This window comes from Lysinibacillus sp. Y5S-8, from assembly GCF_036894365.1.
In the GTDB taxonomy this organism is placed as follows: Bacteria; Bacillota; Bacilli; order Bacillales_A; family Planococcaceae; genus Lysinibacillus; species Lysinibacillus fusiformis_D.
In genome coordinates, this window is the sequence record NZ_CP145889.1 from 1538578 (window position 1) to 1551857 (window position 13280).

A 13280-nucleotide genomic window follows, 5' to 3' on the forward strand; every position below is an offset into this window, starting at 1 on the left:
AGATTCCAACATTACTTTCTCATTCCCTTCCTACGCAATAAATCGTCGTCAATCATCTTGCTAAATCGATTTAAGTCATTTTTATCACCATTCATTTTATCAATGTGGAAGTTTATCTTGATGTCTCCATAAGTATCTCCATTTGGAGCAGAGGATATTTTTTGGAATGGAGCAAATTTTGATAGGAAAGGGGAGAGGTTACTCATTATACTATCCATGATATTGATTGAATTAAACAAACCTTGTGTATCAGCTTTATTCAACATAATTTCTTGTGGGTGAGCAATAATAGCCTTTCCTCCTTTACCATCAATACCAATTCCAGTCCAATTCATGTAACCACCAGTGTCAAGTGAGGCAATTTTTTTCTTCATTAATTCACGTGTTGTTTTATTATCAATCATATCTAATTTGGAATTAAAGAATGATTTTAATTGATTAATTTGTTCAGTAGAGTATTTATTTTTAATGGAATCAAATGTTTCGTTTTCGGTGATTTTCGAATCATTGTCTCTTCCTTTTTGAGCAATAGTATCAGCTTTGCTTTTTAGAGCAGTTTTCGTATTTGCATTTAAGGATGGCTCAGGTACAAGTTTTTCGTAAATGAATTTACCTAACATAACTTGCATATCCCCCTCAGACAATCGACTTCCATTCTCTTGTTTATTACCTGAAACTTCGTTAAAAAACTGCTCAAAGAAGCTATTATATTTCCCACCAAGTATTTTTTTGTTGCTATTAAAATACTCATATAAGGAGTCCATTTCTGCTTGTGTAAGCACCTGTGTAGAATCATTAAAATTAGTACCATTTTTAGTAAATCGTGTATCGGCATTAGCGCGACCCTCTTCAGCTAATTTTTTTGCCATTTCACTAACAGCACTCTGATCCTTCCCTGAAACATTCGGCAAAACTCTGTCATATAAGAACTTACCTAATAGAACTTGTAAGTCGGCATCAGACAAATTACCTTTAGAAGTTGGAGGATTAGAAAGATTGGATTCGAATGAACCATTATCTTTAGATTTTTGACTTTCATTAAACTTATTTATTAATTCTAGAGCCTCTTCTAATTCTAAAATAACATTGTCACGAATTGCCTTACCCACTGTTTCCATAGTACCGCTTAAGTTTTCCCCTATTTCTGGTAGAGAAGCTTTTAATTTATCATGAAACTGATTGAATTCTGCCTCAACATTATTTAAATGACCATTGATGATGTCTTCTCTCAATTTAGCGAATTTACGTTCATCATTTAGTAAATCACTATAATGTGATTCCCAGTATTCTTTTTCAAGATTAATCTTATTAATTAAATTCTCATGCTCTGATTCTTGAAGCTCTATTTTTCCATCTATTTCTTCCTCTTTCTTCTCTAACGCATCATTTAATGACTCTTTGCGTAGTTCAGTTTCTCGATCATGACGTTTATTAGCAATGTTTTTATCGATCTCATCTAATTGTTCTTGAAGATTTTTTCTCTTTGCCTTTGCTTCATGAGAATTATCTAAAGCTAATATATTAAGCTTGCCTTGTATATTGGAACGTTCTTTCTCTAAATCGGAAATCTCCATATCATAGCTTCTTTGAGCTTCTTCTCGGTCAATGAGCCTTAGCTTATCTTCAACACTTTTTCTAAATAAGTCCATTTCTTCTTGAAGATTTTTCATGATTGCTTCATGTTTTTTATTTTCGCGCTCAATTTCCTCATCAAGTTGCTTGATATGTTCATCTCGAAGTTCTTGATAATAATCTTTATAAGCATTTATAGCTTTATCTGCAATTTGTTCAAGTTGCGATTTTTTGGCATCTTCTTTTTGCTTTGTATAATCTTTAATAGCCAAAGTAGCATTTAAATAGCCATTATACTCATCATTTATTAATTTTGTAATTTCTTTGATGCGTTCTGCAGTGATATCACGTTGTTTTAATTCCTCCAGCAAGTTATCTCTGGTCTCCAAATGCTGTTGAGCAATTCTTTCTTGAGCATTAATCATGATATTTGTGTATTTTTCGTAGTCAGCAGAACCTTCATCAAACATTTTCCGAATTAGCTCAGCTCGATTCAATTCTGATTCTATAACATTTATTTTGTCATCTGATTGTGTTTTAATATTGATTAAAATGTCATAATCACTGTTTTGAATATCTACTTGTAGCTCTTTCATACCAATCGTTAGCTCTTCAATTCGTTGCTTCGCAGATTGTAATCCATCGCCAAACACTTTATTTCCATTTACTAGATTTTTTAATTGAGTCAGTTCATAAAGATTGGCATTTTGTTTTTCCTTCATCGCGTTATTAATATTCACGAGCGATTTTACATACCTAGCTGAGGAAGTATCTAATTCTTCAAGTCTAGCTTTCTCATATGCAATAACGTTTTCTTGTATTTGCCGTTGCTGCTCATATTTTGACATGTATGATTCAACTTTTTTTGTACCTACATCCCAAATGGCAAAATCTATCTCACTATTTGCATTGTTCAGTTCATGTAGACGTTGGGTATACTCAGCAACAACCTTCTTCGAGACAGTGCCACTCTTAATAACGCCTTCAAGATAAGTAATTTCATTTTGGTTAATTTTCTTTTTATCATTTAAAGCAGCTTTTTGTTTATCTAATTCCTTACGATAGGACTCTGATGTGACAGTGAGTTTCCTTAATTTGTTATCACTAGTCTCTAATAAGTTATCAATCGTTGTCTTTTTGTTTTCAAACGAGGCAAGGTAACTATCTATAATGCCGCGCTCAAGATCTTCTATTAAATCTTTTTGGTTTAAAATTTGTTGTTGTAAACTAACTAATTCAGATTTAGTTTGATCAATAGCTTGTTGTGTCGTGTCAACTGCAGATGAAGTAGAGGAGGTGACTTTTCCATCTTTTGCTTCAGTATAGTAACTTTTAGGGTCTATACGTTGACCTTTGGCATTTTTCACTTCGTAATGTAAATGTGGACCCGTCACTCTACCAGAAGCACCGATATTACCTATTTGTGTTCCTATCTCAACATAATCACCAATTTTAGCGACAGCTTTATCTAGATGGGCATAAAGATGTTTGAAATTGTTTGCATCTTGCACGATAACAATATTTCCGTATGAAGCATCTTCGCCATTTTTAACAGCATCACCACTTGCTATTATTTTGCCTGCAACATTCGCATCTAAGCGAGTTCCTTTAGAACCTGAAATATCCATCCCTAGATGATAATCTGTTTTTCCTGAAATCGGGTCTTTACGACTTCCATATGGGCTAGTGATTTTACCAGACCAACCGTTTAAATTCGTAGTTGTAGAGGAAGTAGTGGAATTGCTTGTTACATTACCGGTTTTCTGAATTTGCCCTGAGGCAATCTGATTTTTTAAAGAAGCCTCTTGCTGCTGCATCACATTAAGTTTTTCTTTTTCAAACTTAATTTGAGTTTCTAAAGCACTGCGATACTCACTGGAATGTTCTGGTAGTTTAGACAGTAATCTTTGTTGTTTTTCAATTTCAAAGTTTAATTCTTCTAGTTTTTGTTTGTATTTATCTGTGATATAAATTGATTTTGTTGTCGTTTTATTGGCATTATTGTTTGCCTTTTGGGAATAGCTTTTAGCATCTATAAATTTATCTATTGAAGATATATAACTATCTAATTGCTTTTGATCGATATTCAACTCATTTGTTAAATCTTCAACTTTTGTATCATTGGCAGCTTTGACCATTGTAGCTCTCAGTGCTGCACGACCTTCAGCATCAGTCATTTTGGAGCCTTTGTTTTGATTATCTATAAATTGTTGTAAATATGTATTTGACATTAATAGAGCTTGGATTTCACTTTTCTTAATCTCAATTCTATCTTTTGCGGCTTTAGCAGCATCCACTGTCATTTGTTGCTCTGTAGTTAATTTACCATCTCGTGTTAACTTATAAGCTTTTAATAATGTTTCGTTTGCATGGTTTTCAGCTTGAATTGCATTAATTTTTTCTTCACTTAGTTTGATTGCTTTACCGTCTTGGTCAAGTAGTAATGGATAAAGAGTATTTAAGCTATTTAAAATTAAATCTCGAGAATTCAAAGTATCTACAAGATATTGTTCTTCTGCAGTTAATTTGCTTTTTTGATTTAGATTACGAATCTCTTCTTCTGTAAATCCGTTTAAGCGATTCGTTAACATTTCATAATTAAATAAAAGATCAGAAGTATCATTCACTCTTTTCTGTGAAACTCCTGCTAACCTTTCGTGAGTAGTGGTAAGATTTTTAACTTCATCTTTGTAGCTTTCTACATTTGCTTTTGCTTCAGCAAATGTTAAATTGTTAACCTTCATTTCAACAGATAATTCTTTTTGTTTTTGAGTAGTATCCTCGAAATGTTGATTTAAAGATCCCATAATGCTACTTACTTCTTTTTTACTTAAACCAAGCTTGGATAAATCGGTAGAAATACTCTCCATATTATCTTTAGTTTTATTTGCCATGGATTCAAAAGTTTCAGAAGTAGCATTTTCCATATTTTGGAATGAATCTGCTATTTCATTTATAATCGAATTGGCGTTTGTGTTTGAAAATAATGATGTTAAAGAATTTTGTAAAGTATCTAGGTCATCCATATCAGCAGAAGCAATTAGTTGAGCTGCAAAGGCTTCGGAATTGTTTTTAACACTATCGGTCAATTTATTATTTTCATTGATAACATCTGCAATATTAGCTATATAATCGTTTTTTTGCGATAGTATTTCTTGTTGTAGTTCGTTATCAGATTGAACAATAATATCTTTTTGGCTTTTTGCGATAGTACTTAATTCCTTATAATAATTAGCAAGAACTGTATCACCATTTTTTTCAGCTTTTGATTGTAGATGATCTAATTCTTTTAATTTTTTTTCAAAATCCTCAGCAGATTTAAGAAGAGGTTTAAAATTATCATCATAAAATTTAACATCACCTACAATGAAGGAACTATTAGCATGATTGCTAAGAACTCTAGCTGCTGAATCTATGTTTGTATTGAGTGAGTCCTCTAGGCCAGAGATTGACCTTTTCCGAATATCAATATCATCATTTCGCTTATCTTGGATTGCCTGATTAGTAATTTCTGCTTCTATAGCTTGCTGCTCCTTAAGCAGTCCGATTTTCACTTTCAAAGCTTCTGCTGAGCCAATAATCTTGTTACCAAATTCATCCTCTTGTGTAACAAGGTTAGGTAGAATCTCGCCAAGTCTATTAGAAATTTCTTGATATTCACTAATAACAGAAGGGTCTGTATTTCCCAATTCTATAGCATTTTCTAATTGATAATATTTTTCAAACTGAGTATCTATTTCACTAGCATTCGAAGTATATGCTTTTAATATTTCTTGTTCCTCAGTTTTTAGCTCTTCAATCTGTTTCTTTCTTTCTTCAAGTATTTTACCTATAATCAACCCACCAGCACTTATTGCGATTCCTATTGCATTGAGTCCAAATAATGCTCTACCAGCAAATGCAGTACCTGTGCCTAAAATATCTTCGCCAAGTGTTTTAAATGTAGAGGCGAGGCCAATGCCATCCATAATGGCAGAGGCAAATGCTGTGGAACTTAGACCCGCTTCAGCCGTATTTTTCCCAAATGTCACTATACTTTGGTTCATCTTTTCTAATTGGCTTGAAATATCGGAAATGCCTGCTATGTTTAAGCCTTCGCCCAGCTGCATATTGCTCAGTTGGGTATTTAAATCGGTGATTTGAGATGCTAATTGTTCGAAGTCAGTGGTGTTTGCATAGGATTTTTGAAGTTCGTAAATATTATATAAATTAGATTCTAGAGCCTGTAAATTTTGCTGTGTTTCTTCGATGCCATAGATTTTAAATTGGTTTGTAGCGATTGTTTCCATGTCTACTTTCATTTGTGTTACAAAATTTTTAAGAGAATGGAGATCGCCAGTAGGGATTTTGGACAGCTGTTTATAAAATGCACTAACATTTATTTTTAACTCATCAAATGTGTCATTAAGAGTATCAATCGATTTTATAGAATCCGAAATTTGCTGCTTGAAATCTTTGAAGATGGAAAGGGGAGCGGCGGTTTCAGTTCCTACATTTTGCAGTTTTAAAGTAAACGCTTCTAATTGCTGCTCCAATGCTTTTATTTGTTTTCCATACTCAATAAACATTTGAGTATTATGACCTTTAACATCTAAGTTGATTGTTAGATTAGGGATGTTTTTTAATTTTTTTATGTATGTAGATATATTTTGCTTCGAAATTTTATCGTTGATTCCTAGAGCGACTAAAAGCTCTGTTGGTTTTTTTTGTTCACCACCAGTACTCAATCGATTTTCCCTCCTAATTAAGATAACTGAAAATTCAGCTACTAATTTAAATTGGCAGCTGGATAATCATTCATTCTTATATTTTTTATAAGGCATAAAATGTTCAAATACCCTCCTAATAAGTAGGGGAGTAGTTCAAAATTCTAACGGTTTTTAGTATTAAATATTGAAATCAACACTTGGTTATTCACCTTTGAGCTCTTTTTCTAATGTCAAATATTTAATACTTAAATTTAGTCGTTTACTAAGCTCATCTAAAACATTTGAAATTTCATGAGGTGTGAACATTTCTATCAGGAACAACTCATACCAGCCGATATCAACTAGCTCATTCATAATAGCAAAATGTGTTTCTATTGATTTATCTTTTAATTCAGCTTGTAAGTCAGTGAAGTGTTTAATAATTAAAAATAAAATATAGTTATTTAATTCGCCATCATTTTTGAAAAAATCGAGCTTATGCTGCTCAACATAGGACATCGTATGGGATAGCTCATTGATTAAAATAGTTATTTTACGCTTACTAAATTTAGGATAGTAATAAATAAATTTTCCTTGATCTTTATCAATGTAAAATTTTTGTTTTTTATTTAGTTCCTCAACATTTTTTCGTATGTCAGTTAATGTTAATTTCGTCTCACGTTTTGTCATAATTACGCTCCTTTACTGAGATAAAAAAAGAGCAGAAAAAATCTGCTCTTTTTAATTAATTCATTTATACGATATCTACAATAATTTTTTCGCTGTATGTACCATCAGTTACTTCAATAATTGTTTGATCGTTGACTTTTGAAGAAGCTCCTAAAGCAACGACACCATCTGCACTTACAGTTGCAATGGATGAATCCTTTGATGTCCAAGTTAAATCAGTGTTTTGTAGTAAAACATTGCTATAGCCTGCGCCACGAATACCTAATACTGAAATTCGTTGTGAATCTCCAACGACAGTGGAATCAAGAACTACATGAGATGGATTTGCAGCAAGTGCCGTAAATTGTACTTTTTCCTCTGATAAATTACGAAGTTTAATATAAGCATAATTACCTTTTTTATCGGCAAGCGAGCTACCAGCTAGGGAAGAAGAAGCTACACCTTCATGTGTCATTGAAATTTCAACAGCACCATTCGGTTTAAAGTTCGGCACTTCAATAATAACTTCCCCAGTTTTCCCGTTATTTGATCGAATATCTACGTTTAATTCCATACGAACAGCTTTAGGGAATGAGTCAGCAGAAATCTCAATCGTGTCCATCATTTCCTGAACAGCATAAACAACCTGAATTTCTTTCCCAGCTAATGCAGGAACACTAATTTCTTTACCAGTAGGCGTATATTGTGTGAATGTCCCGTTTAGTTGCTCTACATGCACCATACCGATAGGTGTTTCAGCTAATGTGCCTTTCCCAGCTGCATCAAGTAAAATAATTTCATCTGTATAGTATTCAGCTAGTTGATGATTGATTTCTGTACCATTTTGTAAAGCAATATAAGCAGTATCAAAAGCGGCATCTTCAATGGAGAATGTTAATTCCTTTTGATAGTTAAGCTCGTATACCTTTTTAGAGCCTTTCCCTGCATGAATAGCCTGTGTTTGAATTGCTTGAGTCATAGATGAATTAAGTAATGTTTTACCATTTAAAATTAATTCATTTGTTAAACGGTCAAATAAACGAACATTTGCTACTGAAGTTAAAAATTGATTTTGTTGTGACATAAAAATTACCATCCTTTTATTTTTTATTTGTATTGGAACTAGGCTCAAGACCTAGCTTTTTCATTTGTTGATCAAATGCTGATTTTGTTATAATGACATCTTCATTTTTCTTTGGTTCTTCAATATAACCTAACCAATGGGGGAGATCTTGGTCATTTTTAAATTCGATCATCCCAGAGTAGCGAGCATTCAGAATGGCATCGCTACTTACCATATAGTCCATGCGAATTAAACCTTTATGGAATTGATATAAAGTTAAATGTTCAATTTCATGGTAGGGTAAGCCAGATTTACAATGATAAGCAATTATTTGTTGCTCAAAATCTGCCTGTTTTGTTTTTCTTTTAGCCATAAATGCACGTGCTTCTTGAATGGCTTTTTTTGTACCAGGATCGATAAATTCATCATCTAAATCAATAAGATTTTGTTCACTAATAATGGTTTTGATTTTATCAAAATCACGCTCATTTAAAGTGATACCATCGACAACCATAAATACCATACCTTTTTCATTCATTGAAACTTGAATATCCTCAGTCTTAAAAACTAAACGGTATAATGAAATTAATTTCTCTAATATTTCATGTCCGCCATCGTTCTGAGATATGGAAATTAAAAAAAAGAAGTAAGACATTCTAATTATTTCAGGCTGTTGAAAATCGTTCTTAGGTAAAAGTAAGCACTGCACAGCATCATAAAATTCATCTGCATCCTTCATTTTTACAGGATAAATATTTAAACCTTTATAATAAATGGGTTTTCCGAAAGCCTTTTTAGTAGTAATCTTCATGATCTATAACCTATAGGCTGTTGCCCTGAAGGCATAATGTAAATCCATCGATAACCTATAAAACCATTTGGTAAATTGGTGATGGGGAGTCCGCTATGGAATCTTAAATCCCCAAATTCTTCAATATCCTCTTGAAATAATACTTCATTTAGCACTTCACCAAGCCAATCAAGGCGAAAATCAATATTATTGACAAAATCAGGTGTATACATATCAAAAATATATTGTTGAGTGCTTGAATAAGGGTTATCAGAGAATTGATTGATGTTTTTGATATAGTTTTTTTGAGGCATCCGAGATCCTGTATATAAGCAAATTCTACAAAATTTTGTTTCTAATGATAAATCACTAGTTTTATCACCAATAACGATTAAATTGTTAAGTATATGTTCTTTCTCGGGTAATTGAGAAACATCCATTTTTAATTCGTCAAGTGGATCATCTGAAGGATCCTGTGGTATGTAGTATAGCAAACGAAGCAATTTTTCATTTTTTATCAATGAATGATAAAATTCAGTTATGTTTTTTACAATTTTCATTCTCCTTTATCTGTAGCCTCCTAAGAGTGTCATTTTGAAGGTTTCATCATTAAAAATATTTCACATTAATTCATCCATACAATAGGCATCACCTTCTTTCAATTCATATAGATAGTAGTCATACTAAGCAAATAAATAGATTGCATAAAAGTAGGCTACACTTTTTAAATGAAACCTTCATGATAGGCCTGTATAAAAAATTTTATGTAACTGACAGACCTATTTGAAAAATTCATTTATTTTATGTATTTTAAATTAATTAACTTATTGAATAGACTCTTCATCTATATCTTCAATGCCAAGAGCAAGAGCTTCATAATAGGAAGTATTTGAAAATGTATTATGTCTGCTAGAGCCTTTTTTAATTTCTTTCTGTTTATAGTGGGAGAGTACGTAATTATCTTGTAATCGATGCGTTGTGCTTTGATTCTTTAGTAATTTTGTTAGTTCTCTCCGTCTTTTATTACGTTTTTTAGCTTCTTTAATATACTTTAAATTTTCTTCCTCTAAAAAAAGTTCTTCTTTAGTAAAATAACCTTTTGTCATGTAGTAGCCTAGGATATCCAATATAACGATCGTATGATGAACTTGTGAGGTAGCTGTTAAATAGATTTCTAAAGAGATCTCTTCACCTCGATAAACGATTTTCTCATTTTCTAAAATGGACTGTATGTATTGAACTCTCTCTTCAATTGGGAGCTCTAAATTTAATTCAATTATCGTATTTGGTAATTGTATTTTCATATTAATTCTCCTTCTACTTATTAGGGTGACTGGTGTAGATTAAAATCCACGATTTTCGCCCAAACGTATAATATGATTATTTTTTACATTTTTTGCATTGTGAATGAAATAAATCTTTGCTGCTACTATTTAAACTAAAAAACTCATCTGTAGCTGGGAGAACATCATAACACTTACTACATGTTTTTGTTTTTAATTTTAATGTATTGATATAAGTTACTTTTCTCCATTGTCTATCATTCTCTTGTTTAATCTTCAGACAAATTGTATTGAATCGACTTCCAACTGTTTTTGCGGGTATCCCTAATATTTTTCCGATAGTATAATAGGTGTAGTCTTTTGAAATATATGTTATTAATTTAATTTGCTCTTCATTTAAGGATTTTTCAATTAATTTATCTAAATCTGCGAACAAAGTAATAACATCTGTGTTCATTTTTAAAGAATTAGTTGCACAAGCTCCTTGATTGATGTTTGTATCGTCAATTGATCCTCTGAAAGTTAACAGTTCTTTAATAACGGCTACATCTGATAATACTAATTGCTTGTATTTTGTATCCTTACTTGTTTGGAAAACCATAATAGCATCCATCTCCTTTTGCATTTCCATATTTATGTTTTTATATTATAATCCTATCATCAGATAAATCAATGATTATTTTAAATTAATTTATCTATAGTTTAATGATGTATTAAGAAAAGCAGTTAAATTAATATTAAATAAATTAATTTAAAATGTTACATTATAAAATAGCGTATGTTACTATTAAAATAAATCTATTTAAAATGGAAAAAAGAGGGAGTGTAGAAAGGTGAAGGTTGGGAAAACGAAAGAATTGTTGATAGAGGATATCAAAGCCAAAATTCCTCTGTTAGTTCAAAATGATCTAATATTAGATGAGATTGCTATACAGCTTCAGAAACATAACATAAGTATAGGAAATATACTTGAATTAATAAATGATGAGGGGAGGCTATACGAAGCGAACATTCAAGAACTACTACTCCTAGCAGAGCAGTTATATTTAAAATTTAATGATGATGATGGTGATTGGTCAGCAGAATGGCTAAATCCATCAGAGGTCAAGGAGTTGAGATTGTATAGAAAAGAATCTCCATATGAAGAAATTATTAGATTGCCTTATACCTTTGAGAGTGTGCTAAAAACTGGACACAATGAGTATGTAGCGATAATCCCAAATACAATTATAGGAAAGCTCTGGATGAGTGGTATTACAATGTATAATCCAAATATCCAACGCCAGGCAAAAAAGAAAAGGGTAAAAGACGCAATTATAGAGGTAATGAATTTAAATCCTAAATCTTTACGAGATATTGAAAAACAAACATTGGAAGGAGATTTAATAACTTCTACCTTACGCTACAATGCTAGAGTGGGCTCTGGAGTGAATGGGATTGAATATATTTATGATGAACGAGAGCAATCACTAACCCTATTAGAAGGCGCGTTATTAGATGTTCTGGATGGTGCGCATCGAACTTTTTCTATTTATAATGCCTATATGAAAAAGGTTGATTTAAAAGGAGCTATGATTGTCATTTTTTCAAATATGACGGAGGCTCAATGTAAGCGAGTCCAAGTAGACATGGCAAAAGCTAATCCAATTCCCAAACCTAGATTACAAGAATTAGCAAAAGATAAATTATCCGATGAAGTTGTCATCGAACTAAAAGCTGAAGGTGAATTAAAAGGGAGAATTACATCGAACGCCAACGTTAAATATTCATATGGTGAAGTAGTAACGTTTTCGGAGTTATCCAATGCCATTGATAAAAGCTTTATTATAGAAAATCGCATTGAAATCATTAAAATTGCCAAAATTATTAATGAATATATGATGTATCTTTTTGCGTACTATAAGGAAAATTTAGTTGATAAAGATTCGTTAATGTTTAAGAGTAGAATGTTCATTGGTCACATCGAATTAGCTGCTAAAATGTTTGAAAGTAATATCCCATTTGAAGATTTAAATAAGCATTTAGACAAAATTGATTTTACAAAGGGTAATCCTATTTGGGAGGAAGTTGGAATTCTTAAATATGGTAGTATGAGCTTGCATAATAGAGCTAAAATTCAAAAGTTATTTCAACAATTAATTTGAAAATGAGGTGTACTAGGAGCTGAAAGAAAATGTATTTATTAAACATTTTATGGAATGGTATTTGCAATCATTAGATGTACAGGAAAACAGCCTTACTACTTATTTATCGCTATTTAATAAAGCAACATTGCTAGAAAATCAAAAAAATAAAGATATATTTGATATGAATAAAGTAGAATTAGAAGAGTTATTTTACAGTTTAAAATCACCAAGTCCACAATCAATTAGTGCATCTATCGGTTTTATTGGGAGATATATAGATTGGGCTATAATGAATGGCTATACAGATAATCGATCACAAAGACTACCAAGTATTATTGATATGGAATATTGTAGTAAATTTATCTTTAAAGCATCTATAGTTCGATATACAAGAGAGCAATTATTAAGCAATCTGCAATTATTTGATGACCAAAGACATGCAGTATTTCTTCTCTGCTTATTTGAGGGGATTAAAGGAGAGGGCTATAGTGAGATTTTAAATTTAAAAATGGATGATTTAAAGCTTGGAAATGGAGAATGTCAAGTAAAATTACTAAATAATAAGGGCTATACTAGAACAATTGAAATATCCGAAGATTTATACTGGAGGTTAGAAAGGTTAGATAAAGTATCCTCAACAAGTGCACAACCAAAGCAAGGGCAAAAATATTTTTCAGATAGTACTTATATATTTAAAAAAGCAAATGCTAAGGGCGAAGATATACAGCTGAAGGCTTCATTCGGAAATAGAGCTTTGGATTTAGCAAAATCTGTTTTTGACAATGGTAATTTGATAGCAAGTACAATTCAAACCTCCGGGATGATGTGGTACATATGGGAATTGCTCAAACATCAGGAGGTAAAAGTACTTAATAAGGACGTTTTAGAGAAAGTTGCTAGTAAATATGATACAGGATACGTAAATAAAGATAGTAAGTATGTTAGTTATTCCATCCTCCAACATAAGCTTGATTTTGATTTTATGAAAACAAATTACGGTTTTTTCCATATTGAGTTATAGAACTGGTGAATACCAGTTTTTTTATTTGCTAAAAAGTATTTGTTGGCTAAAATTTGTAAATATTCTCA

At 31.7% G+C, this 13280-nt stretch carries 9 protein-coding genes; 2 read left to right on the top strand and 7 right to left on the bottom strand.

Annotated elements, in window-relative coordinates; genetic code table 11:
* Positions 1–11: 11 nt before the first annotated feature.
* The 7 genes from V6670_RS07230 to V6670_RS07260 all read right to left on the bottom strand — a co-directional run bounded on the left by V6670_RS07230 (position 12) and on the right by V6670_RS07260 (position 10696).
* Entirely contained in the window at positions 12–6299 is a 6288-nt protein-coding gene (locus tag V6670_RS07230; protein WP_338653347.1) for a peptidoglycan DD-metalloendopeptidase family protein, read from the bottom strand.
* 183 nt (positions 6300–6482) lie between these two features.
* The gene (locus V6670_RS07235; protein ID WP_338653349.1) at positions 6483–6950 is read right to left on the bottom strand and encodes a hypothetical protein; all 468 of its coding nucleotides are present in this window, start codon (positions 6948–6950) and stop codon (positions 6483–6485) included.
* Between the two features lie 64 nt (positions 6951–7014).
* Complete coding sequence (locus V6670_RS07240; RefSeq protein WP_338653351.1) at positions 7015–8013, bottom strand: hypothetical protein; 999 nt, start codon at positions 8011–8013, stop codon at positions 7015–7017.
* 16 nt (positions 8014–8029) lie between these two features.
* Positions 8030–8803, bottom strand: coding sequence for a hypothetical protein (locus tag V6670_RS07245; protein ID WP_338653353.1), 774 nt, complete (start codon positions 8801–8803; stop codon positions 8030–8032).
* Positions 8800–9342, bottom strand: coding sequence for a hypothetical protein (locus V6670_RS07250; RefSeq protein WP_141904036.1), 543 nt, complete (start codon positions 9340–9342; stop codon positions 8800–8802). Before V6670_RS07250 ends, V6670_RS07245 begins: the two co-directional genes overlap by 4 nt.
* 264 nt (positions 9343–9606) lie before the next feature.
* Positions 9607–10086 (bottom strand): hypothetical protein, encoded by a 480-nt coding sequence (locus V6670_RS07255; protein ID WP_338653354.1) that lies wholly within the window; start codon positions 10084–10086, stop codon positions 9607–9609.
* Positions 10087–10162: 76 nt separating this feature from the next.
* The gene (locus V6670_RS07260; protein ID WP_338653355.1) at positions 10163–10696 is read right to left on the bottom strand and encodes a hypothetical protein; all 534 of its coding nucleotides are present in this window, start codon (positions 10694–10696) and stop codon (positions 10163–10165) included.
* Between the two features lie 202 nt (positions 10697–10898).
* On the opposite strand from V6670_RS07260, the gene V6670_RS07265 reads away from it, so the two are divergent.
* Complete coding sequence (locus V6670_RS07265) at positions 10899–12209, top strand: hypothetical protein (RefSeq protein WP_338653356.1); 1311 nt, start codon at positions 10899–10901, stop codon at positions 12207–12209.
* A gap of 49 nt (positions 12210–12258) precedes the next feature.
* A complete protein-coding gene (locus tag V6670_RS07270) occupies positions 12259–13212 on the top strand; it encodes a hypothetical protein (protein ID WP_338653357.1) in 954 nt (317 codons plus the stop codon).
* Positions 13213–13280: the final 68 nt, after the last annotated feature.